This window comes from Pseudoalteromonas sp. H103, from assembly GCF_001469205.1.
GTDB classification, from domain to species: Bacteria; Pseudomonadota; Gammaproteobacteria; order Enterobacterales; family Alteromonadaceae; genus Pseudoalteromonas; species Pseudoalteromonas carrageenovora.
On record NZ_LOFG01000001.1, the window covers coordinates 63,539 to 87,501 of the forward strand.

Annotated in this window: 26 protein-coding genes; 10 read left to right on the plus strand and 16 right to left on the minus strand. The window is 39.8% G+C overall.

The annotated features are described in order from the left end of the window. Window positions 1-77 precede the first annotated feature (77 nt). Entirely contained in the window at window positions 78-2,279 is a 2,202-nt protein-coding gene (locus ATS74_RS00350) for a bifunctional diguanylate cyclase/phosphodiesterase (protein ID WP_058546968.1), read from the plus strand. Window positions 2,280-2,385: 106 nt separating this feature from the next. Next, window positions 2,386-4,557 (plus strand): YgiQ family radical SAM protein, encoded by a 2,172-nt coding sequence (locus ATS74_RS00355; protein WP_058546969.1) that lies wholly within the window; start codon window positions 2,386-2,388, stop codon window positions 4,555-4,557. Window positions 4,558-4,625: 68 nt separating this feature from the next. On the opposite strand, the gene ATS74_RS00360 is transcribed toward ATS74_RS00355, so the two are convergent. From ATS74_RS00360 to ATS74_RS00420, 13 genes are all read right to left on the minus strand, one after another. Continuing rightward, complete coding sequence (locus ATS74_RS00360) at window positions 4,626-5,168, minus strand: protein disulfide oxidoreductase (protein WP_058546970.1); 543 nt, start codon at window positions 5,166-5,168, stop codon at window positions 4,626-4,628. A gap of 41 nt (window positions 5,169-5,209) precedes the next feature. Beyond that, complete coding sequence (gene mgtE / locus ATS74_RS00365; protein ID WP_058546971.1) at window positions 5,210-6,568, minus strand: magnesium transporter; 1,359 nt, start codon at window positions 6,566-6,568, stop codon at window positions 5,210-5,212. A gap of 117 nt (window positions 6,569-6,685) precedes the next feature. Continuing rightward, the gene (locus ATS74_RS00370) at window positions 6,686-6,958 is read right to left on the minus strand and encodes an HPr family phosphocarrier protein (protein ID WP_058546972.1); all 273 of its coding nucleotides are present in this window, start codon (window positions 6,956-6,958) and stop codon (window positions 6,686-6,688) included. A 42-nt stretch (window positions 6,959-7,000) separates the two neighbouring features. Continuing rightward, window positions 7,001-7,846 carry an RNase adapter RapZ gene (gene rapZ / locus ATS74_RS00375; RefSeq protein ID WP_058546973.1) on the minus strand — a complete coding sequence of 282 codons (846 nt, stop codon included), beginning with the start codon at window positions 7,844-7,846 and terminating at the stop codon, window positions 7,001-7,003. A 16-nt stretch (window positions 7,847-7,862) separates the two neighbouring features. Then, window positions 7,863-8,315 carry a PTS sugar transporter subunit IIA gene (locus ATS74_RS00380; protein WP_058547502.1) on the minus strand — a complete coding sequence of 151 codons (453 nt, stop codon included), beginning with the start codon at window positions 8,313-8,315 and terminating at the stop codon, window positions 7,863-7,865. 4 nt (window positions 8,316-8,319) lie between these two features. Further along, window positions 8,320-8,607 carry a ribosome hibernation promoting factor gene (gene hpf / locus ATS74_RS00385; RefSeq protein WP_058546974.1) on the minus strand — a complete coding sequence of 96 codons (288 nt, stop codon included), beginning with the start codon at window positions 8,605-8,607 and terminating at the stop codon, window positions 8,320-8,322. A 26-nt stretch (window positions 8,608-8,633) separates the two neighbouring features. Beyond that, window positions 8,634-10,133 (minus strand): RNA polymerase factor sigma-54, encoded by a 1,500-nt coding sequence (locus ATS74_RS00390; protein WP_058546975.1) that lies wholly within the window; start codon window positions 10,131-10,133, stop codon window positions 8,634-8,636. A gap of 69 nt (window positions 10,134-10,202) precedes the next feature. After that, window positions 10,203-10,928 carry an LPS export ABC transporter ATP-binding protein gene (gene lptB / locus ATS74_RS00395; protein ID WP_058546976.1) on the minus strand — a complete coding sequence of 242 codons (726 nt, stop codon included), beginning with the start codon at window positions 10,926-10,928 and terminating at the stop codon, window positions 10,203-10,205. Further along, entirely contained in the window at window positions 10,925-11,470 is a 546-nt protein-coding gene (lptA, locus tag ATS74_RS00400; protein WP_058546977.1) for a lipopolysaccharide transport periplasmic protein LptA, read from the minus strand. The genes lptB and lptA overlap by 4 nt, the downstream gene beginning before the upstream one ends. Further along, window positions 11,460-12,014, minus strand: coding sequence for an LPS export ABC transporter periplasmic protein LptC (gene lptC, locus ATS74_RS00405; RefSeq protein ID WP_058546978.1), 555 nt, complete (start codon window positions 12,012-12,014; stop codon window positions 11,460-11,462). Before lptC ends, lptA begins: the two co-directional genes overlap by 11 nt. Then, on the minus strand, window positions 12,011-12,562 hold the full coding sequence (gene kdsC, locus ATS74_RS00410) for a 3-deoxy-manno-octulosonate-8-phosphatase KdsC (protein ID WP_058546979.1): 552 nt from the start codon (window positions 12,560-12,562) through the stop codon (window positions 12,011-12,013). The genes lptC and kdsC overlap by 4 nt, the downstream gene beginning before the upstream one ends. Then, window positions 12,563-13,534: a KpsF/GutQ family sugar-phosphate isomerase gene (locus tag ATS74_RS00415; protein WP_058546980.1), complete on the minus strand. Its 972-nt coding sequence runs from the start codon at window positions 13,532-13,534 to the stop codon at window positions 12,563-12,565. It abuts the gene before it with no gap. Between the two features lie 2 nt (window positions 13,535-13,536). Continuing rightward, window positions 13,537-14,505 carry a calcium/sodium antiporter gene (locus ATS74_RS00420; protein WP_058547503.1) on the minus strand — a complete coding sequence of 323 codons (969 nt, stop codon included), beginning with the start codon at window positions 14,503-14,505 and terminating at the stop codon, window positions 13,537-13,539. A gap of 254 nt (window positions 14,506-14,759) precedes the next feature. On the opposite strand from ATS74_RS00420, the gene ATS74_RS00425 reads away from it, so the two are divergent. Genes ATS74_RS00425 through murA form a run of 7 tightly spaced genes read left to right on the plus strand, consistent with a single transcriptional unit; the run spans window position 14,760 to window position 19,424 of the window. Continuing rightward, window positions 14,760-15,575, plus strand: a complete 816-nt coding sequence (locus tag ATS74_RS00425; protein ID WP_058547504.1) for an ATP-binding cassette domain-containing protein — start codon at window positions 14,760-14,762, stop codon at window positions 15,573-15,575. Continuing rightward, a complete protein-coding gene (gene mlaE, locus ATS74_RS00430; protein ID WP_058546981.1) occupies window positions 15,575-16,354 on the plus strand; it encodes a lipid asymmetry maintenance ABC transporter permease subunit MlaE in 780 nt (259 codons plus the stop codon). The genes ATS74_RS00425 and mlaE overlap by 1 nt, the downstream gene beginning before the upstream one ends. A 13-nt stretch (window positions 16,355-16,367) precedes the next feature. Continuing rightward, a complete protein-coding gene (gene mlaD / locus ATS74_RS00435) occupies window positions 16,368-16,916 on the plus strand; it encodes an outer membrane lipid asymmetry maintenance protein MlaD (RefSeq protein ID WP_058546982.1) in 549 nt (182 codons plus the stop codon). A 5-nt stretch (window positions 16,917-16,921) separates the two neighbouring features. Next, window positions 16,922-17,602, plus strand: coding sequence for an MlaC/ttg2D family ABC transporter substrate-binding protein (locus tag ATS74_RS00440; protein ID WP_058546983.1), 681 nt, complete (start codon window positions 16,922-16,924; stop codon window positions 17,600-17,602). Further along, a complete protein-coding gene (locus ATS74_RS00445) occupies window positions 17,595-17,888 on the plus strand; it encodes an STAS domain-containing protein (protein ID WP_058546984.1) in 294 nt (97 codons plus the stop codon). Before ATS74_RS00440 ends, ATS74_RS00445 begins: the two co-directional genes overlap by 8 nt. Window positions 17,889-17,893: 5 nt before the next feature. Next, window positions 17,894-18,151, plus strand: coding sequence for a BolA family protein (locus ATS74_RS00450; protein WP_058546985.1), 258 nt, complete (start codon window positions 17,894-17,896; stop codon window positions 18,149-18,151). A gap of 13 nt (window positions 18,152-18,164) precedes the next feature. Continuing rightward, window positions 18,165-19,424: a UDP-N-acetylglucosamine 1-carboxyvinyltransferase gene (gene murA / locus ATS74_RS00455; RefSeq protein WP_058546986.1), complete on the plus strand. Its 1,260-nt coding sequence runs from the start codon at window positions 18,165-18,167 to the stop codon at window positions 19,422-19,424. A gap of 121 nt (window positions 19,425-19,545) precedes the next feature. Here the strand turns inward: murA and ATS74_RS00460 are convergent, their stop codons facing one another. From ATS74_RS00460 to ATS74_RS00470, 3 genes are all read right to left on the minus strand, one after another. Continuing rightward, the gene (locus ATS74_RS00460) at window positions 19,546-20,628 is read right to left on the minus strand and encodes a trypsin-like peptidase domain-containing protein (protein ID WP_058546987.1); all 1,083 of its coding nucleotides are present in this window, start codon (window positions 20,626-20,628) and stop codon (window positions 19,546-19,548) included. Window positions 20,629-20,728: 100 nt separating this feature from the next. Continuing rightward, window positions 20,729-22,081, minus strand: a complete 1,353-nt coding sequence (locus ATS74_RS00465; RefSeq protein WP_058546988.1) for a Do family serine endopeptidase — start codon at window positions 22,079-22,081, stop codon at window positions 20,729-20,731. Between the two features lie 129 nt (window positions 22,082-22,210). Continuing rightward, entirely contained in the window at window positions 22,211-22,654 is a 444-nt protein-coding gene (locus ATS74_RS00470) for a YhcB family protein (RefSeq protein ID WP_058546989.1), read from the minus strand. A 134-nt stretch (window positions 22,655-22,788) separates the two neighbouring features. Here ATS74_RS00470 and zapE point away from each other — a divergent pair, with 134 nt between their 5' ends. Next, window positions 22,789-23,877 (plus strand): cell division protein ZapE, encoded by a 1,089-nt coding sequence (gene zapE / locus ATS74_RS00475; protein WP_058546990.1) that lies wholly within the window; start codon window positions 22,789-22,791, stop codon window positions 23,875-23,877. Window positions 23,878-23,963 lie beyond the last annotated feature (86 nt).

Sequence of the window (23,963 nt, forward strand, 5' to 3'; positions counted from 1 at the left end):
CAACTTTTTATTAATCGACTATAGTATGAATTAGGATATAAACCAAAATAATTTTTTGTTGTTACGTAGGAGTGCTGATGTCGTCAGAGCAAAATGATTTTTTATTTTTAGAACAAGACTATGAAGATGAAGAAGTAGTTGAGCAGTCTAAGTTTTGGGACATTTTAATTGTTGATGACGAACCAGAAATTCACTCAGTAACAAAACTTGCTCTATCAGGATTAGAATACAATGGTGCAGGCCTGAGGTTTCATGATGCTTACTCAGGGGCTGAAGCTATAGAAGTATTGGCAAATAACGATAGCATTTGTGTAATATTTTTAGACGTTATAATGGAAACCGACGATGCAGGCTTACAAGTTGTAAAAAAAGTACGTGAGGAGCTTAATAATCAGCACGTCAGGATTATTTTAAGAACAGGGCAAGCGGGCAATACTCCTGAAGAAAAAGTAATACGTGAGTACGATATAAATGACTACAAAACTAAAACAGAACTCACGCGCTCAAAGCTAGTCACTTCTTTAATCACTGCTATTCGTTCGTACGAGCAAGTGTGCAAGCTTGAGTATCAAAGCTATGCAATGAATACCATTGTTTCTGCGTCTAAATCTATTTTGGGGCTGACGGATATAAAGCAGCTATGTAAAGAAATTGTTCAGCACATGAGCATTATTTTACAGTGTGAGCCGCGAGGGTTGGTGTGTAGCATGCTTGATGGCGATGATTTTATTCAAGTATTGGGTGGCACGGGTCCTTATCAAAGCTACTTTGGTGAAAAGCTCAGCTCAGTAGGTCCTGAGCTACTTTCGCAAGTAGAGCAATGCTTTAATTTATCTGAACATAAATATTCTGAATCCACAGCGACTTTTCTGCTAAAAAGTAAACACAGAAAAGCGGCTTTATATATTGAATGCGATAACCCACCTAAAAGCGAACAGCTTCAGTTTGCTGAGATATTTTTAACTAACGTAAGTGTTGCGCTTGATAACGTTCGGCTTTTTGTGAAGCTAAGAGATGCGGCTTATAAAGATGTACTTACAGGAATTTCTAACCGCACTAACTTTATAGAACGTGTAGCACGCTTTCAAAAGCCACTAGTAAATGACTATGTTTTTGTATTAATTGATGTTGTGAATTTTTCTGATATTAACAACGGGCTTGGCCAAGAAGTAGGTAATAAGCTTTTAATAGGTATTGTGCAGCGCTTAAAAGAAAACTACCCAAAAGCGAAAGAGTTATCGCGTATTGGTGCTGATGTTTTTGGCTTTCTTGTTAGGCGAGATGAATTTGATTTAAAAGCGTTAAATGAATACTTAAGTAAACCATTTAATGCCGAAGATAACGTATTACCTATCGACTTTAGAATAGCCTTATGTGAACAACAAGATTTTCAAAGTACTGGCATTGATACTTTAAAGGTGGCTTATATAGCCCTAAACCAAGCTAAAAAAATAAAGCATAAGGAGGGGGTATATTACACCATCGAAATGCAGGACAAAATGGCTTGGCGCTTAGGAATTATTAGACAATTACGACATGATTTTTCACGTAATAAATTAGAGGTATGGTATCAGCCACAATTAGCACTAGATGACTTATCATTAATAGGCTGTGAAGCATTACTTAGATGGCCTGGTGAAAACGGAACCTACATATCACCAGCTGTATTTGTTCCTTTAGCTGAGGATGCAGGCTTAATTGTAGATATAGGCCAGTGGGTGCTTGAGCAAGCTTGCCAACAGCAAAAGCGCCTTGAAAAAATGGGTGAAGAAATAGGCATTGCTGTGAATGTATCTGTACCTCAGTTTAAAGTTAAAGGTTACGCTCAAAATGTAAAAGCGACTTTAGAAAAGTATGGTGTTAAACCTAAAAATATTGAGTTAGAAGTAACTGAAAGCGTAGTAATGGATGAACTTGATACTGTTGTAAATACATTAAGAGAGCTAAAAGAGCTGGGGATAGAAGTCGCTATTGATGATTTTGGCACTGGCTTTTCATCATTAAGTTATATACAAAGCTTACCATTGGATAGACTTAAAATAGACAGGGCATTTATTAAAGACTTACCTGATAAAGACACTGGTGCTATAGCGTCGTTAGTTATTTCATTAGGTGCAAAGTTAGGTTTAAAAACAATTGCTGAAGGCGTCGAAACACAGCAACAAGCTCAATTTTTAAAGGATTTAGGTTGTGATGAGGTACAGGGTTTTATGTACGCTAAACCTATGCCAGAGCACGAGCTTGTTGAGTTTATTAATAAACGAAATAATAAAATTTAATTAAATTAATAATTTATAGTTAAAGGCGCTGATACTTGTAATGTTGTATAAATACACAATGCTATAAGGTATAATTCGCGCCTTTTGTTATTCTACGGCCACATTTATGAGCACACTCAAAGCTAAGCGCGCCTTATTCTCTTACCCAAAATACTGGGCAGAGTGTTACGGCACTGCACCATTTTTACCAACATCACGCGAAGAAATGGATGCACTTGGCTGGGACAGCTGTGACGTAATAATCATCAGTGGCGATGCGTATGTCGATCACCCTAGTTTTGGTATGGCTGTAATTGGCCGAGTACTTGAAGCACAAGGCTTTAGGGTCGGTATTATTGCTCAACCAGACTGGAATTCAAAAGATGCCTTTATGGGGCTAGGTAAACCCAATTTATTTTTTGGTGTAACTGCCGGTAATATGGACTCGATGATCAACCGTTATACGGCTGAAAAACGTATGCGCCATGATGATGCCTACACCCCAGGAAATGTTGGTGGCAAACGCCCAGACCGAGCTGTAATGATTTACTCTCAGCGCCTACGAGAAGCCTACAAAGGTGTGCCTATTGTTATTGGTGGTATTGAAGCAAGCTTACGCCGTATTGCTCATTACGATTATTGGCAAGAAAAAGTACGTCGTAGTATTTTATTTGATGCCAAAGCAGACATACTTATTTACGGAAATGCTGAACGCCCATTAGTTGAAGTTGCTCACAGGATTGCTGCAGGTGAAACAATGGATACAATTCAAGATATTCGCGGTACAGCCGTTATTCGTAAAGAGCCTTTACCTGGTTGGCGTGGTAGTGATTCAACCGCAATCGATAAAATAGGTAAAATAGATCCGATTCCTAATCCATATGGGGCTGATGATGTTGGCTGTAGTAAGTCAGAGTTTAAACAAGCAGGTATTGATTTAAAAGCTGAAGCTGCAAAGCCTATAACTATTCAACCTGCTCGTCCTAAACCGTGGGAAAAAACATACGTAAAACTCCCTGCATTTGAGCAAGTAAGTGTTAATAAACCTCTATATGCTCATGCATCACGTATTTTGCATCAAGAAACAAACCCAGGTTGTGCCCGTGCGCTTTTTCAGCGCCACGGTGATCGCTCAATTTGGGTAAACCCGCCAGCTTATCCGCTTGAAACGCATGAAATGGATGATGTATTTGGTTTGCCGTATCAACGTATTCCGCACCCAAGTTATGGTGATGCTAAAATACCTGCTTACGACATGATTAAAACATCGGTTAATATTATGCGTGGCTGTTTTGGTGGTTGTTCGTTCTGCTCAATTACAGAGCACGAAGGGCGAATTATTCAAAGTCGCTCACAAGAATCAATAATTGAAGAAATTGAACAAATTAGAGATAAAGTACCAGGCTTTACTGGGGTTATCTCTGATTTAGGTGGGCCTACGGCTAACATGTATAAACTTCGATGCACGAGTAAAAAAGCAGAGAGTACGTGTCGTCGTTTATCGTGTGTTTATCCCGATATTTGTAAACACATGGATACTGACCACACACCAACAATCGATTTGTATAAAAAAGCCCGTGAAGTAAAAGGCATTAAGAAAATTTTAATCGCTTCGGGCGTACGTTACGACTTAGCTGTACGCGATCCTCGATACGTTAAAGAATTAGTAACGCATCATGTTGGCGGTTATTTAAAAATTGCACCTGAGCACACTGAAGACGGCCCTTTATCTAAAATGATGAAGCCGGGCATGGGCGCGTACGATCAATTTAAAGAATTATTTGATAAGTACTCAAAAGAAGCTGGTAAAAAACAGTATTTAATTCCGTACTTTATATCTGCTCACCCAGGGACAAAAGACGAAGACATGGTAAATATGGCTTTATGGCTTAAAACGAATGACTTTAAGCTAGACCAAGTGCAAAACTTTTACCCTTCACCAATGGCAAATGCGACGACTATCTATCACACTGAAATGAACTCGCTTCGTAACATCAAAAATAACGCTGAGGTGGTGCCTGTTCCTAAAGGGGCTCGCCAACGTCGATTACATAAAGCGATTTTGCGCTATCATGATGCATCAGGCTGGCCTATGATCCGTGAAGCATTGCGTAAAATGGGTAAAGCTAATTTAATAGGTAAAGGTCCTAATTGCTTAGTGCCAGAAGAAGGCCGAGATGAAAAAGCAGGTAAAGGCGGAAAAGGTCGTCCAGCTTTAACGCGCCATACCGGTTTTAGCCAATTTAAAAAGGCGAATACAAAACCCAAAGTGGGCGGTAATCGTCAGCGAGCAAGGTAATAGCCACGCAAGCATAAAATTTATAAGCTCTTTATTGTCAAATTAGCATGGGCAATAAAGAGTTTTTACTAAAAAGCGTCAGATAACCATAAGCGTAATTTAAGCGACCATAAAGGCTGGATGCCTGTAAGCCCTTGCGTCATTTTGCTATCTTTTAAAATAATGTAGGAAGGCGTTACTTGTCCTTGCCAATCGGCAAATATCTCACCATTTTGATCGTTTATTGTTGTAAAGGTGTAGCTTTTTTCATTGAGGTAGCTATGAAGATCTTGATCCGAACCCGACTTTATCGCAATGGTCACTACCGAGTAATTATTGTCAGTTGCAAGCTCGTTTATAGCTTCAGAGGTAATACTACAAATAGGGCACCAAGTACCCCAAAAATAAATAAGCGTTGGTTTGCTTTGGCTAATTTTACTTAGGTTTATGGACTTGTCTTGGTAGTCTATTAACTGCAATTGCGGATTAGCTGGCATCACAGGTTGTCGCCACCAATTGATAGCCGTATAAATTATGGAAAATATAAAACCATACACCAACACACTCTTTAGTGTTGAAAGCCCTTTATGTTTGAGTGATTTTTTAGGTTTGCTTTTATTACTAGCTGCCATGAGAATACTTATTTAAATCACTTTTATAAAACGGTTTAAATTTATACCAGCAACCAGGTAGCAGTACCTAAAAAGGCAAATATACCAACAATATCTGTTACGGTCGTGAGCACAACACTGCCTGCTAATGCAGGGTCAATATTCATTTTTTTCAATATAATAGGAATACTTGCACCAGCCACACCCGCGACGACTAAGTTCATAAACATAGCAAAAGCGAGTACGCCACCAAGCATAAAATCCCACTGCCAAAGTGCTATTACACCAGCAATTAAAAGAGACCACAAAATACCGTTTAACGCGCCAATGGCAAGCTCTTTCATCATTAAGAAGCGTTGGTTTGTTTGATTTATATGACCTACAGCAATACCTCGAATAACGAGTGTTAAAGATTGACTGCCAGCAACGCCCCCCATAGAAGGCACAATACCGTTTAGCACCGCCAAAATAGGCAATACATCTAAAGTACCTTCGAAAAAGCTTGCTACAAAGGCTGCTGCAAGAGCGGTTAATAAGTTTACACCTAACCAAACTGAGCGTTTTTTTGAGCTTTTTAAAACGGGTGCAAAGGTATCTTCTTCGTCATCAAGACCCGCTAAGCTCAAAAGGCTATGCTCAGCGTCTTCGCGTATTACATCAACAATGTCATCAATGGTTACACGGCCTAAAAGGTGTGCGTTATCATCAACTACCGGTGCAGATATCCAGTTATGACGCTCAAAAAGTTGTGCAACTTCACTTTCATCCATAGAGATTGGAATAGATTCACAATCTTCGTCCATTAAATCAAGAACGATTTTTTCTGGTGGGTTAGTGAGTAAGGTGCTGAGTGATAATGCACCTAAAAAACAGTTATGCTTATCAACTACATATAAGTCATCAGTGCCTTCAGGTAGCTCGCCTCTAAGTCTAATATAACGAAGCACTACATCAAGAGTAACATCAGGGCGAATGGTTACCGTATCGGTGTTCATTAACGCGCCAGCAGAGCGCTCTTGATATGATAGGGCTTGAGTTGCCCGCTCTCTGTCTTGAATATCCATTGCGCTAACAACGTCTTTATAGACGGTGTCAGGTAGGCTTCGTAGAACTTCACCTAAATCATCATGCCCCATGTCTTCAGTAGCGGCGGCAATGTGTTCAGGCTCCATTTGAGCAATAATGCCTAAACGTACATCTTCAGAGAGTTCTTCAAGAACGTCACCCTGTACGTCAGGGTCAACTAATTGCCAAAGTAAGCGACGGATTTTGTGAGGTGATGATTCTAGTAAAAGAGCGGTGTCACAAGGAGCTGTTTTTGCAAGCATGCGCCTAACTTGAACAAATTGACCACTATTGAGTGACTTGGTCACCTGTTTTAATTGTTGTAGTGGATAATCTTGTTCAAAAGCTTCAGGCATTGGCGTCCTTTATAAATTTTTATATTACTTTAGGGGAGGTGGTGAGTGTACAGACGCACTAACCTTATTTATAAGCTTAACCGGGTAAAATTTTTTATTACTAAAAGTTAAGCCTAATTATTCTTGTTCATTAAATCGTTGTGCTATTAGTTGTCCAACAGCATGTAAGGCTTGCTCAGAATCGGGGCCTTCACACACTACTTTAACTTCTTTACCTTGGCTGCTTTCTAGTAGCATTAATGCAAGTACGCTATCGCCAGCTGCTTCTTTATCATCTTGAAACAGTGTAATTGTGGCATCAAACTGCACGGCTAATTGCGCAAGTACAGTGGCAGCTCTGGCGTGTAAGCCAAGTTTGTTTTTTATTAAAAAAGTGTCTTCACAATGCATAAGTTACTCTATGTAAGCTGAACTGGTGATTATTCGGCTGTATTATTTTTCTTGTTCGCGGTGTCTAATTTTTACGTTAGGGTGTGTCATCGCAAAGCTCTCACCAATTGTTTGTGCTAAATACACCGAACGGTGTTGCCCGCCCGTACAGCCAATGGCAATCGTTAAGTAACTACGATTATTACGCTCTAGGTGTGGTAGCCATGTTTGTACAAATGTTTGAATTTGCCAAGTGAATTTTTGTACTATGCTGTGACTCGCTAAGTAATCTTTAACAGGTTGGTCTAAACCATTTAAAGGCTTAAGCTCTGGCTCCCAATGCGGATTTGGCAAAAATCGAGCATCAAATACGTAGTCAGCTTCTTTAGGAATACCGTGTTTAAAGCCAAACGATTCAAAGGTTACAATAAGTTGCTTATCTTTTTTACCGAGAATTTTTTCACGAATAGACTCAGCTAACTGATGAACACTTAAGTCGGTTGTATCGAGCATAAAATCTGCGCGGGTTACTAATACATCTAGCAGTTGTTTTTCTTTTTTTATCGCTAAATCAAGTGGTAACGAGTCAATAGAAAGCGGGTGTAATCGGCGTGTTTCAGAAAAGCGTTTGATCAGAGTTTGATCGTCACTATCTAAATAAAATAAAGTGGGATTTGCAAAGCCCGGGAGGTATTCAAGAATATCGTTAAACTCATCTTGCTCTTTAGGGATGTTACGCACATCTATGCTTACAGCAATTTTATCGTAGGTATCCGATACGCTTCGCACTAAAGAAGGCAGTAGGTTTACTGGAATGTTATCTACGCAATAATAACCTAAATCTTCTACAACGCGTAAAGCAACCGACTTCCCAGAACCAGAGCGGCCACTTATGATAATTAACTCCATTTATCACCCTTTTAAACTACGATTGATTAACAATAACTTGGTAAAGCTCAGCATCGGATTTTGCACAGCGTAACTGTTTACAAAATTCTTTGTCATTTAGTTTATCAGCTATGGTTGCGAGAGTCTTTAGGTGCTGTTGGTTATCACCATCTGGTACGATGAGTGCAACAAATATATCAACAGGGCGGTTATCAATCGCATCAAAATTTACGGCTGTCTCGCTTACAAGCACTATTGCTAATGGCTCTTCTGCGCCACTCATTCTTCCATGAGGAATTGCAATACCACGGCCTATGCCTGTGCTACCAAGCTTCTCTCTATTCATTAGAGCACACAAAATATCTTGCTGAGAAAGATAAGGAAGCTTTTCATGAGCGAGTTCGCTAATAAACTCTAAAATTCTTTTTTTGCTATTAAAAAGGACCGCAGCTTTGCTGCAGTCCTGGCATATAAGTGAGCTTAATTTCATCATATTAATGTCGAGCAAGCTTCTCTTTGTGTTTAATAACTTGACGATCGAGCTTGTCAATCAACGAGTCTATGGCAGCATACATGTCTTGATGTTCGGTAGATGCAAATAACTCTGCACCACTTACATGGATTGTAGCTTCAGCTTTTTGGTTAAGTTTTTCTACATCGAGAATGACATGAACATTGTTTATATGATCAGAATGCCTTTCTAGCTTTGCAAATTTATTATTTACGTAGTCTCTTAATGAATCAGTAACATCTACATGACGACCAGTTAAGTTTAGTTGCATAAGCGTTTTCCTCTTTGTTTTGCGTCTTATATCAAACTCTTTCGTTGATTAGACGGTGGAATAGCCAGAGATTCGCGGTATTTTGCGATTGTGCGTCTAGCTACTTTAATTCCTTGCTCAGCCAATATATCCGCAATTTTACTATCACTCAATGGTTTTGCTGAGTTTTCTGCGGCAATCAGTTTTTTAATCAAAGCACGTATTGCTGTAGATGAACACTCACCACCATTTTCGGTGCTTACGTGGCTTGAGAAAAAGTATTTAAGCTCAAATATACCACGTGGCGTGTGCATATACTTTTGAGTAGTTACACGCGAAATAGTCGACTCGTGCATTTCTACCATTTCAGCAACATCGTTTAAAACCATAGGTTTCATGGCTTCTGGACCGTGTTCAAAAAAGCCCTGTTGTTGCTTAACAATACAATTAGTTACTTTTAGTAGTGTGTCGTTTCTACTCTCTAGGCTCTTTATAAACCATTTAGCTTCTTGTAAATGAGAGCGAATAAATTGACTGTCACCACTAGATTTAACTGTTCGTGACATAGCTGCATATTGGCTATTAACACGTATCTTAGGCATGCTATCTGGGTTTAGCTCAACTACCCAACGGCCTTTTATTTTTTTAACTGATACATCGGGGATCACATACTCTGATTCTTCCCTTACAATAGTATCTGCTGGCTTAGGGTTTAGAGTGTGAATTAACGTCATTACTTCTTTAAGCTCGTCTTCTTTGAGCTTAGTTTTCTTCATTAATGTACGATAGTCGCGAGCCGCTAATAGGTCAATATGATCGGTTAAAATCATCTTTGTTTCATTGATAAAAGGCGTATCTTTATCAAACTGATTTAGCTGAATACACAAACACTCTTGTAAGCTACGAGCTGCTATACCCACCGGATCAAACAACTGAATACGTTTTAAAACGGCTTCTATTTCATCAAGTTCAACTTCGCCTTCGTCGTCGTTCTCTTGATTAAAGCTTTCTAAAATATCTTCACAGCTTAGCGTTAATATACCTGAGTCATCGACTGCTTCAACAATCGCTATTGCAATTGCTTCATCAGTAGGGCTAAACGGCGTGAGCTGTAATTGCCACATTAGGTATTCGTGAAGAGTTTCGGTTGAAGCACCTTGATAAATAGACTCATCTTCTGGCATAGGGCCTGATGATGAAGCAGGAGCTGCGCTCATGTACTCATCCCAGCTTACATCCATAGCCATTTCGTCACTTACGGTGTCTTTAGTAAGTGCTTCACCACTGTCTTGCTCGTACTCGCTTGGTTTTTCGTCGGCATTAGCACTTACGGTTAATTCATCGTTATCTGCTTTTTGCTCGTTTTTGCCAGCTGATTCTTCCGTGTAATCTTGTTCATCTACTTCTAGAAGCGGATTGCTATCAAGCGCTTCTTGTATTTCTTGCTGGAGATCCAATGTACTGAGTTGCAACAAACGAATTGCTTGTTGCAGTTGTGGAGTCATTGTAAGTTGCTGGCCCATGCGCAGCTGTAATGATTGCCTCATGTATCTCTAACAATCCTTTTATGTTGTTATAATTAATACTAGCAGATGCTTAAAGACATGGCGTAAATGTTACAGCCTAAATTGCTCGCCTAAATAAACATCGCGTACCGTTTTGTCATTTAATACGTGCTCTGGTGTACCAGAAGCGATTAACTCTCCATGAGAAACAATGTAGGCTTTTTCACAAACATCAAGGGTTTCTCTTACGTTATGATCGGTAATTAATACACCAATCCCACGATTTTTAAGATGTTCTATTATTTTCTTTATATCTAACACCGATATAGGGTCTACACCTGCAAAGGGTTCGTCGAGCAATATAAATTTAGGATTAGCAGCTAGTGCGCGTGCAATTTCTACGCGGCGTCGCTCACCACCCGATAAAGCCATACCTTGGCTGTCTCGAATATGTTGAATACTAAATTCATCTAACAAGTTGTTAAGCGTATCTTCTCTTGCTTTTTTGTTAAGCTCTTTACGCGTTTCTAAAATAGCCATTAAATTTTGATAAACGGTAAGTTTTCTAAAAATTGATGACTCTTGTGGTAAGTAGCCTATGCCTAATCTAGCACGACTATGCATAGGTAAAAGAGTAATATCGTTCTCATCAATAGAAATTTTGCCTTTATCACTCGGTACAAGGCCCACTATCATATAAAACGTAGTGGTTTTACCTGCGCCGTTAGGCCCAAGCAATCCAACAATACTGCCAGCTTTGACTTCTAGGCCAACATTTTTTACTACTTCACGGCCTTTATAGCTTTTTGCTAATAGCTCTGCTTTTAATGTACTCATGGCTGGCCTTTGTCACTTTTTTTTACTTTTTTAGGCTCAACAGGCACTAAAATAGTGTGAACGCGATCGGTAGAGTTTTCATCTTTTTCGGCGCTAATTAATTGCTGTTGCATGTCGTATGTAATACTTTTTGCATTGATTTTTTGCCCCGCTTGAGCGACCTCAGCATCGCCAACTAGCGTTAAAAATCGCTTAGCAACATCGTAGCGTACTTCGTTTGCACTGGCGCTCATTACTGTGCCGTCAGCTTGTTTTTCTTCAAAATAAGCTGGGCTACCTGTTGCTATTAGTAATTGCTTGTTATCACCTAAATCTTCGCGTTTGTGTACTTCTAATCGGTCAGCTGTAATACGACGATTACCGTGAATAATCTCTACGTTTTTTTCAAAAATCCCTACATTAGCTTTTAACTGGCCTTCTTGTTTGTCAGCGCTAATTGAAATTTGATTGGCAGAAGGAGAAGCTTCTTGTTCTGCTGCATAGCCATTAAAAGCAAGTAGAAGAGTTGGAATTATAAGTATTTTAGAAATTTTATTGGTCATAGTATATGGTTCGCGTATGGTTAATTAGTTTAATCACTTCAGTTTTTAAGTCGGCTTCAAGGCCTTTACCGGTGATTTTTAAATTGGGTCCAGTGATGACAACAGGTTGCTCCGAGCGCATTGTTAATAGTTCTATATCAACCTGAATATTATCAGCGTTGATTTTGTCTATCATGGCGTTATCGGTTAAGTTTTTGGCAACTACATTACCTTCTAATATCAACTGTTTGTCTTCGTATAATGTTGCTTCGTCAGCGTTTATTTGCCACGTTTGCTTTTCGTTATATAAAGTAAATATAGGCTTTTCAAAAAATGTAAAACCTAGCTGCTGGTATAGCTCCATTTTAGCCGCTGTTACTTTGTGGCTAATTTTACCCTGTTCATCATAAGCTGTTTGCTTAAGTTCTATGGCGATGTAATCAGGCTTAGCAATCACTTCAGGTTCTGCCTGAGGAGCTGTATTTGTTTGGGTAAAATAAGGGTACCAAAGCCAAACCATACAGGTAATGAATAAAATGCTAAGTATTATGCGCGCCGCATTCATGAACTAGTGCCTTGTGTGGTAAGTGCCTTACCATTTTCAAGCATGAGTAAATCGGTAAGCTCTCTTACTGCCCCAAAACCACCTGGCATTTGGGTAACGTAGTGCGATAAGCGTTTAATAAGTGGGTGAGCATCGCTTACAGCAACGGCAAAACCAACTTGCTCCATTACTGGCATATCGGGGCCATCATCGCCAATATAGGCAATTTGGTCATCGCTTAGGTTGAGCTTGTTTTTTAGCTCTTGGTAAGCAATTAGCTTGTCTTCTTGACCTTGATAAATATGTTGCACTGTTAAACTGCTCATACGGGTTTGCACTATTTGAGAGTGACGCCCAGTAATAACGGCTACTTCAAAGCCACTATTTATTAATGCTTTTATGCCAAAGCCATCTTTGGTGTTAAACGCTTTTAGCTCTTCGCCTTGGTTGCCAAGGTAAATTCGCCCATCAGAAAAAACACCATCAATATCGCATATAAGTAGCTTTACTTTTTTAGCGCGCGCTTTTGCATCAGCACTTAGCGGTTGATAGAGATCTTCAAATTGCATTTATAACACTCCTGCTTTTAATAGGTCTTGCATGTTTAGTGCGCCAATTGGTTGGTTTTTTTCATTAACCACAATTAACCCATTTATACGTTTGTTTTCCATTATATTGAGCGCTTCAGCTGCAAGTATATCTTGGGTAGCTGTTGTACATGACTTAGTCATTACCACACTGATTAAAGTGGTGTGAATATCAATACGTTGCTCTAAAATACGGCGTAAATCGCCATCGGTAAATAATCCCGCGAGCTCTTTGTTGTCATTAACTATCGCTGTCATGCCTAATCCTTTGGCTGACATTTCAATTAACGCATCTTTTATAGTTTGTGAAATATTAATACTAGGTGTGTTTTCACCGCTGTGCATTACGTCCTTTAGCGTTAGTAGTAAACGCTTACCTAGGCTGCCCCCTGGGTGCGATAGAGCAAAGTCATCTGCGGTAAAACCTCTAGCCTCTAAAAGTGCTACAGCCATAGCATCTCCCATAGCTAAAGTGGCTGTGGTACTTGCTGTTGGCGCAAGACCTAATGAGCAGGCTTCTTTTTCTACTTTTATGCACACATGTACATTAGCAAGTGTTGCCATGGTTGATTGCATATTACCCGTCATGGCTATCATTTTTGCACCAAGTCTTTTTAAGACTGGGATGATATTTAAAACTTCGCTGGTTTCACCAGAGTTTGAAATAAGCATAACCACATCATTTTTTGTGATCATGCCTAAGTCGCCATGGCTCGCTTCACCTGGGTGAACAAAAAAGGCTGGGCTACCCGTACTTGCAAGTGTGGCGGCTATTTTATTGCCTATATGGCCTGATTTTCCCATACCAATGACAATAATACGGCCCTGGCAGTCGTACATTAATTGACATGCATGATGAAAGTTTTCATCAACATATTGAGAAATATCACTCAATGCTTGGCGTTCTATATCAAGAACGCGAAGGCCTTGTTCAATAAAGTTTAACTGCGCCATGTTTACCCTATTTGACTGAAAATATAACCTTGGTAGCCTAAAAATGCTAATAGCAATAAGCCGCCTTCTACTCTATTGATACGCTGAGAACCTCTAAAGTTCAACGACATAATAATAAGAGCAAGTGTTGCACCTATCATTATTAATACATCTCGACTCACTAATGATGGATCAATTACTGAAGGGTTAATAATACCGGCTAGTGGTAATACGGCTAAAATATTAAATATGTTTGAGCCCACAATATTACCAAGAGCAAGGTCGTCTTCATTTTTTAATACACCTGCAATAGAGGCTGCAAGCTCAGGTAAGCTCGTACCTATGGCAATAATAGTTAAGCCGATGACTAAATCGCTCAAGCCAAAGTATTTTGCAATATCAACCGCCGAGCCCACTAAAAAATGTGAACTAACAGGAAGTAAAATCATGCCAATAACTAGCCAAAATACAGCTTTTTTTGTTGGAACGTCATTAGGTACTTCATCGCATGCTTCTGACACAAACGGATCATCTTCATTTTTTGCGCGCATAGAAACAATAATCAGCCCACCAATAAAAACGATAAAGCCAATTAAAAGTGCTATGCCTTCACCAAACGAAAAGTAGTTATCTGAAAACACATACCAAGTAGCCAATGATACGAGCATCACTAATGGCATTTCGCGTTTTAATGTACTTGAAGATACTGCAAGAGGGCGAAAAAGGGCGGTAATACCTAACACAAGTAAAATGTTTGTAATGTTTGAACCCACAGCATTACCAACAGCTGTATCGGTTTTATTAGCTAAAGCTGCTGAGGCCGAAACCATCATTTCAGGCGCTGATGAACCCATAGCTACAACGGTTAAACCAACAATAAGCGTGGGAACGCCAAAGTTTTTAGCAAGGGCTGCTGCCCCATAAACAAACCTGTCTGCACTCCAAACTAGAGCTGCAAAACCAAGAATCAAAATAACAAACGAGGTAACCATTGTGATAAGCCAGTTATTCAAAATAGAGATGGCGCGAATAGTAACAAAAGCCAACATGAAAGTATAAATAAAAGAGTCAGGTCTGCTCTAATGGGCCCAGTGCTTTTAGTTTATATTTAGAAACTTAAGCATGCGTTAAGGGAAAATCCCTCAGCCTTAGAACACTTTTTATAGGTGTATTACAAAATCTTACGAATTGTTTTTTCCATCTTTGATAAAAAACCCTTAAAATAGGATCACTAGTGAACATTGTTATGGAGAGCGACTTGTCGCAATCAATAGTAGAAGTCAAGGATGTGAGCTTTTCGCGTGGCGATAGAACCATATATAAAAATATGAGTTTCAGCGTACCTAAAGGTAAAATCACTGCCATTATGGGGCCAAGCGGAATTGGCAAAACCACCATGCTGCGTTTAATCGGCGGTCAGCTTAAGCCTGACTCAGGCGATATTTTATTTGAAGGTGGCAGCATTCCAAATATGTCGCGTAAAGAGCTGTATGCGGCACGAACAAAAATGAGCATGCTTTTTCAAAGTGGTGCTTTATTTACCGACATGTCGGTATTTGACAATATTGCATTTCCAATTAGGGAGCATACAGATTTAAGCGAAGATATTATTCGATTAATAGTCTTAATGAAGCTTCAAGCGGTTGGTTTGCGTGGTGCTAAAGACTTAATGCCCTCTGAGTTATCAGGTGGTATGGCAAGACGTGCCGCATTAGCGCGCTCTATTGCTCTGGACCCCGAACTCATTATGTATGATGAACCATTTGCAGGACAGGACCCTATTTCTATGGGGGTATTGGTTAAGCTAATAAAGTCTTTAAATGAAGTACTTGGTTTATCTTCATTAATTGTAACTCACGATGTTACAGAGGTTATGAGTATTGCCGATCACGTCATTATTATTGCTGATCAAGGCGTAATAGGCACAGGCACTCCCGATGAAATGCGCAATCATGAATCTCCATTAGTGCAGCAGTTTTTAAATGGTTTGTCGGATGGGCCTGTACCATTTCACTTTCCTGCGCAAACGTATGCCGAAGAGTTACTTGGAGAAAAAGCATAATGTTGGATTTATTTCAAAGGCTAGGGCGAAAAACGCTAGGGCGTTTTGCTGCGCTTGGCCGTTCAGCACACATGCTGTTTAGTGCGCTTGCACATGTTCCTAATTTTAAAAAAGGTACCCCTTTACTTGTACGCCAACTATACATGGTGGGCTCGCAATCATTGCTTATCATAATGGTATCTGGCTTATTTATAGGCATGGTTTTAGCGCTACAAGGGTATACAGTTTTAGTTGGCTATGGCGCGGAAGATAGCCTTGGTCCCTTAGTGGCATTGAGCTTATTACGAGAGCTAGGGCCTGTTGTTACTGCGCTATTATTTGCAGGGCGAGCAGGGAGTGCGCTCACTGCCGAAATCGGCTTAATGAAAGCCACAGAGCAACTGTCATCACTTGAAATGATGGCAATCGATCCGCTAAAACGCATAATAGCGCCGCGCTTTTGGGCTGGCTTTATTAGTATGCCTTTACTTGCATTAATATTTTCAGCTGTAGCAATCATCGGTGCTCATTTAGTGGGGGTTGATTGGTTAGGTGTTGATACAGGTAGTTTTTGGTCAATCATGCAGTCGCAAGTATCGTTTCAGCAAGACATACTAAATGGCTTAATTAAAAGCTTTGTGTTTGCAATTGTAGTAACTTGGATTGCCCTTTATAAAGGGTATGACTGTGTGCCAACCTCTGAAGGTATTAGTAAGGCAACCACCGAAACGGTTGTTCATTCTTCATTGGCAGTTTTAGGTTTTGACTTTATTTTGACAGCGGTAATGTTTACCAGCTAATAGGGTATAGATAATGAATTCACGGAAATTAGAAATTTTAGTTGGTTTTTTTGTAGCGTTAGGCATTTTAGCGTTTGCGATGCTGGCATTGAAAGTAGCCAACTCCGGCATTAGTGGCTCAGGCGAAACATATACGCTAAATGCTAAATTTGAAAACATAGGCTCACTTAAAGCGCGCGCCCCAGTAAAAGTGGGTGGTGTAGTGATTGGTCGCGTTGAGTCTATTTATGTTCACCCGCAAGAATTTTTACCTGTAGTGAATATGACAATAGATGCGCAGTACTTATGCCGTTTTTCAGATACGAGCTCTATCTCAATTTTAACATCGGGTATTTTAGGTGAGCAGTACTTAGGTATTCACCCTGTTATAGCTCCAAGCTCGGCAGAGCAGCGCTGTTTAGGCGAAACAGTCACAGAGAATAAACAAGACGAAGCCATAGATGATTTATTTGGCGTAGAAAGCAAAGCGTTAGGTGATGGTGACTCAATGACTGATACCAAGTCTGCCATAGTACTTGAAGAGTTAATTGGGCAGTTTTTATTCAACCAAGGTAGTGAGTAATTATTATGTTGAAAAAGTTTTTAGCGATTGTAGCCATAGGCGCAATAACATTAACGCAGAGCGTTAGTGCAGCAGAAGTTAAATTAAATGATCCTAATAAAATGGTACGCCAAGTATCTGAGTATACATTTGAGCGTATCAAAAAAGATCAGCCGCTTATTAGTAAAGACAAAGAGCATCTTCGCGTTATTGTTGAAGAAGAGCTTATGCCTTACATTGATTACAAGTACGCAGCGCTTCGTGTATTAGGTAGTGAAGTATCTAAAGTACGTGCAATTACAGACGAAGCAGAAAAAGCTAAAGCAATTAAAGAAATTCAACGCTTTATTAGCGTATTCAGAGAGTACTTAGTTGCAACTTACGCGGGTGTATTTACTCAATATACCGATCAGCATGTAGAATTTGGTGCAGAGCAGCCGTTTAAAGGCAAAGACGTGGTTGTTGTAAAAACCAAAATCACCGAAGACGGTAAACCGGATATTAAAATTGATTTTAAAGTACGCGAAGATCGCAGCGGTGAGTGGCGTGCATATGACATGATTGCTGAAGGTATAAGCTTACTAGATGCTAAACAAAGCGAATTACAAGGTATTTTACGCCAGCAAGGTATTGATAACGTAAGTAACCTTTTAGAGCAAAAGAGCCAACTGCCAGTTCAGTTTAGAGGCAACAATTCAAATGACTAAATTGGCAATAAGCCAAGTTGATGAACAGCACTTTCGGGTAAGTGGAGAACTTACTCGAAATTCAATTGGCAATGAACAGCTTCTGAACGATAAGTTATTAACTAAGCATAAAACCACCTATTTTGACCTTAGTGAGGTATCTAGGGTTGACACAGCGGGCTTAGCTTGGTTAATTCACTCTTTTGCAGAATTTAAGCAACAAGGTATCCGCCTTGAATTGCAAAATCCACCTGAGCAATTGCAAAATTTAATGCAATTGGGTCAAGTTACAACCCTATTTGAGTGAGAGTTATGGAAACTAGCCAAGTCGAAACATTATTACGCGACGAACTTCAATTATCTGAAGTACATGTAAAAGCCAATGGTAGCCATTATGAAGTGATTGCCGTAGGTGAATGCTTTGACGGTTTAAGCCGAGTTAAAAAGCAACAGCTAGTTTATGGCCCATTAATGAATACTATTTCTGATGGCACAATTCACGCTGTATCAATTCGTGCTTTTACTCCTACCGAGTGGAAACGTGAACAAAAATTTATTTTACCTCAATAGTTAAGGCCTCCTAATGGATCAATTTGTAATTCAAGGTGGCACTTCACTTGCGGGTGAAGTTACTATTTCTGGCGCTAAAAACGCTGCATTGCCTATTTTATTTGCTTCACTACTTGCTGACGGTGTAAGTACATTTACTAATGTGCCTCGCCTTCGTGACATAGTAACAACAGAAGCATTATTACAAACATTGGGTGCAGAGGTTAATTGGCAGGGCGATACGCTAATAATCGACGGTTCTAGCGTTAATAAAACCCTTGCTCCGTATGAGTTAGTAAAACAAATGCGTGCATCTGTTTTAACGCTCGGCCCTTTAGTCGCTCGTTTTGGTGAGGCACAAGTGTCTTTACCTGGCGGCTGTGCTATTGGTGCTCGCCCAGTAGATATACATATTCAGGGTTTAGAGCGCATGGGCGCTATAATCAACGTTGAAAATGGTTACATTAATGCCAAGGTTGATGGCCGCTTAAAAGGCGCCGAAATTTTTATGGAAATGGTGAGTGTAGGCGCTACCGAGAACCTATTAATGGCGGCCGCCTTAGCTGATGGTAAAACAATTTTAGACAATGCTGCTCGTGAGCCTGAAATTACTGACTTAGCAAATTGCTTAATCGCAATGGGAGCTAAAATTAGTGGTGCTGGTACTAGCCGCATTGAAGTTGAAGGTGTTGAGCGATTAGCTGGTTGTGAGCACAGTATTTTACCTGATCGTATTGAAACTGGAACGTTTTTAGTTGCTGCAGCAATGGCTGGCGGTGAAGTGCTTTGTAAAAATACAGACTTTCATTCACTTGAGCCAGTTATTGAAAAACTGCGTGCTGCTAATGCACTCGTTGAAGTAAAAGAAGGTAGCATATATTTAGATATGCGTAAGCGTGAGCTTAAAGCTGTAAATATTAAAACGATGCCGCATCCGGGTTTTCCTACTGATATGCAAGCACAGTTTACTGCTTTAAACGTAGTGGCTAATGGTAGTGCAACTATTACTGAAACCATTTTTGAAAACCGTTTTATGCATGTACCTGAGCTACAACGTATGGGCGCTAATATTCGTTTAGAAGGTCATACTGCTATTTGTGGTGATACCGAAAGTTTAACGGGTGCGCAAGTAATGGCGACTGATTTACGCGCCTCAGCGAGCCTAATTTTAACGGGTATAGTTGCTCAAGGTGAAACGGTTGTAGATCGTATTTACCACGTTGATAGAGGTTATCAACGTATTGAAGATAAGCTAAGTGCGCTAGGTGCAAATATTAAACGTAGAAGTAGTTAAGTAATACTAATTTGCTTAATTAACTATTAGGGTCAGTTGGCCGTCCAAGGTTAAATTTGCAGGTTGGTATTAACCAAATATAAAAAAGGCCGGATAAGCCATAAAGCTATCCGGCCTTTTTTTAAAGTTTAGTTTCAAGCTCGGCAACCGTTACCATAATCTTTTCTATTTTACCGTTACGATAAAGTTCAAATTCAATTTCTTTACCTGGCTCTGTATTACCTATTCTTTCGAGTACTTTTTGTGGATTAGCCACAGACAGCCCTGCAATTTTAATAACAATATCTTGCTCTTCAATGCCAGCTTGCCACGCCGGACCTAATGGGTCTAAGTTAGTAATACGCATTCCTGCAACCTCGGTAAGGCTGTCGTTTACTTCTTTGCCTGTACTATCAACTGCGGTGCCCTCAAAGCCTAAATAGCCACGTACAACGCGGCCATGGCGTATTAGTTTTCCCATCACTTCTTTTGCGAGCGAGTAGGGAACTGCAAAAAATATTCCTTGAATATTAAGGTTTTCACGGGTTTTAAACTGCGCCGAAGTGATACCCACTAAGTCACCATTTGAGTTCACCAACGCCCCACCTGAGTTACCAACATTTATAGCTGCATCCATTTGCAGTAAGTTGTTATAAGGGCTGTCGGTAATTTTTTGTTTACCCGTTGCACTAATAATACCTTGTGTGATGGTTTGCCCTAAGTTAAGAGGGTTACCAATTGCAAGCACGACATCTCCAACACTTGATGAGTAGTCGTCGTTAACAGGGATTACAGGTAAGTGATCTGCATTTATTTTCAATAGCGCTAAATCAGTAATAGTATCAAAACCGATTAACTGCACGTCAAAAAATCGCCTACCGTCGGTAAGAATAACCATGATCTGGTCTGCATTATTAATAACGTGATAGTTAGTTAATATATAGCCGTCTTGCGCCATAATAACGCCAGATCCCAACTCTTGTACGGTATTTTGTCGTTTATAGCGTGGCTCTTTAGAAATGCTTTCTGAGAAAATAGTCACTACAGATGGCGCAGCTCGTTTTACTGCATCCGAAAAGCTTAAATGGCTTGAGCTCATCGCACTTGGGATTGGTACATTAGGTAATAGGGCTGCTCTCATATTTGGGCTAAAGAAAACCACTAGAAAAGCAATACCTAAGCCTGCAAACAACGGGGGAAGAACAAATTTTAGTAGTTTCAGCACGAGTTTCTTATTATTTGTGAGCAATCTCTTTATGATGGCATAAAAAAAATAACAGCGGCAAGTGCCACTGTTACTTTTATTACATTTATACTGCGATTAATTATTGAATGAGTATAAATATCGACTCTCGGCCGCGTTTTACGCCCAGGACAATATTGCCTTGCGTACTCTCGATGATTTTATTCATATCGCGAATCGTTTCTACGCGTTGACGGTTCACCTGCATGATCACATCTCCTTCTTCTAGGCCTACACGAGCCGAAGGTGAGCGCGGATCAACAGAGGTTACTTCAACACCCTTATTACTATTTTTTTGCACGTTTTCAAGCTCTGCACCTTGAAAAGCAGGATGAAGCTCTTCGCCTGTAGCGGTAACGCCTGATGCACCATCAAGTGTCACTTCTACTGTTTTAACTTTACCGTCGCGGTAAATGCCTAGTTTAACTTCACGGCCTTCACCTAAGGTTGCAATTTTACTACGTAGCTCATGAAAACCACTTATGTCGCTGCCATTAATACTAGTAATTACGTCACCAGCTTTAATGCCTGCTTTACTTGCTGCGGTATCATCCATTACTTGCATTACATAAGCACCTTGCTTCACATCAAGTTGCTGGGCTTTTGCTAGTCCTGCATCTAATGGGCGGCCAGAAATACCCAGTGAACCTCGGCGTACTTCGCCATGTTCAATAATTTGATCAACTAAGTTTTTCATCATGTTTGATGGTATAGCAAAGCCAATACCTACATTACCGCCTGATGCACCTAAAATTGCGGTATTAATACCAATCAACTCACCATTTAAATTAACTAATGCGCCACCAGAATTACCCTGGTTAATAGCCGCATCCGTTTGGATAAAGTCTTCATAACCTTCTATATTTAAACCACTGCGGCCCAGTGCACTTACAATTCCTGATGTTACTGTATGGCTCAAACCAAATGGATTACCAATTGCCACAGCAAAATCGCCAACGCGCAAGCTATCTGAATTAGCCAGCTTAACTTCAACTAGGTCGTCAGCCTCAATTTGTAGTAACGCAATGTCAGACTCAGTATCGCTACCAATTTTTGTAGCTTCGTATTCGCGTCCATCTTCGAGTGTAACAACCATTTTTTCAGCGTCTTGAATAACATGATTATTGGTTACTACATAACCTTCATCAGCATCAATAATAACACCTGAGCCTAAACCACTAAATTGGCGTTTTTGGCTACGAGGTTGAGGGTTGCCAAAAAAGTACTCAAGTGGATCGGCGCGGCGGCGTACTTCTTTCGAACCAGAAACTTGGATACTAACTACACCTGGGGTAATTTGCTCAAGCATTGGTGCGAGTGTTGGTAATTGTTGACCATTTACTGCTACCGGTAATTTTGCATATGAGGCGACCGGGCTTAATAACAGGCTAGTAGAAAGAATAGCTGCGCTGATAAGTGATAATTTCATTTTCATAGTCAGGGTTTACTCCACTTAGGAAAAGCAAAAATTAAAAAAGGCTGCACAAGCAGCCTTTTTTAGTTTGTCAGTAATAAAACAACAAAGCTGTTATATCTAAAGACTATGGGGTCAAAAAAAAGTTCATCAAGATGCTTTAGAATGTTCTGAAACTTTATTCTGTCCAGCAAATAAACCTGACTCTCCAGATACATAATCGGCTGGTTGTGCTTGTGCATTTGAGCGATCGCACTGGCGTTCTTTTAAAGAAGCCTGCAATTGTTCTGTTGTTTCTTTAGAGAAAAACGGTTCCGCAGGGGCTTTATTTCTATCTTCTAATAATAGTTGGTTGGTTTCTTCCACGTGACTAAGAAGCTGATCGTAGTTTTCTTTCATTTTATTGACGAGCTTGCCTGTGTTCGCTAAATGATCGGCTACATCTTGGCGATATTGCTCAAGTGCGTTCTCTGCTTGTTCAGCCTGCTCTTTTAATTCATCTTGCTTAAATTGCTTTTTAGTAACAAATGCACCAATAAAAAACGCTACTACAGCAGTAATAACAACTAAACCTACCCACATAACTGTGCCCATAATTCTACCCCTTTGGGAAAATAACTAATGAATGCCTGATTCAATTACAAATCATACTAAGTGTAATATACCCCGACTGATGATGCGTGTTAATATGCTTTACAAATTAAACTGCGTTTTAAATGTAAATAGATATGACTCCTTGGCAAACATACCAGCAAGACCTCAAGCGTGATGACTTTGTACATGACTCAGCACAAGAAAATGCAGTACGTCATTTACAGCGTTTATACGATGACCTAACCCAAGCAAAACCTAAAAAATCGGGCTTTTTTGCTAAGTTATTTAATAGTCACGAACCAGAGCCTATTAAAGGTTTGTATTTTTGGGGTGGTGTAGGTCGTGGTAAAACCTATTTAGTTGATACATTTTATGAGGCATTGCCTGGCACCCGTAAAATGCGAGTGCATTTTCATCGTTTTATGCATCGTGTTCACGATGAGCTTAAAAAATTAAATAACACAGCCAATCCGCTTGAAAAAGTTGCTGATATTTTTAAAGCCGAGACCGACATAATTTGTTTTGATGAGTTTTTTGTTCAAGATATTACCGACGCCATGTTACTTGGTGGCTTAATGCAGGCATTGTTTGCTCGCAACATTGTACTTGTGGCTACTTCAAACATTATCCCTGATGACTTATACCGAAATGGCTTACAGCGCGCACGTTTTGTACCGGCTATTGAGCTGGTAAAAGCAAACACAGAAATAGTCAATGTAGATTCTGGGATTGATTATAGATTACGTACCCTTGAGCAGGCTGAAATATTCCATAGCCCATTAGATGAACAAGCTGATAAAAACTTATTTGAATATTTCGACAAGTTATCGCCAGAAGCCGGAAAGCATGATGAGCCAATCGAAATTGAAGGGCGTTTAATTAACACTCGTAAAGTGGCTAAATGTGTAGCTATGTTTGAATTTAGCGAGTTATGCGAAACTGCACGTAGCCAAGTAGACTATATGGAAATTAGTCGCTTGTTTAACACTGTAATAATTTCTAATGTTAAACAGCTTGGTCAAACTAATGACGATGCAGCGAGACGTTTTATTGCGTTAGTTGATGAATTTTATGAGCGCCATGTCACATTAATTATATCTGCTGAAAAACCTATCACGGAGCTTTATACCCAAGGTAATTTAAATTTTGAATTTAAACGTTGTATAAGCCGCCTGCAAGAAATGCAATCTTTAGAGTATTTAGCAAAAGAGCATTTAGCCTAAGGTTTATACCTTTATATAAGTTTTCTAATTTTATTAAATTTCTTGCGGAAAAAACAAGCGCTCGGTAGCAATGTGATTTAAGTGCT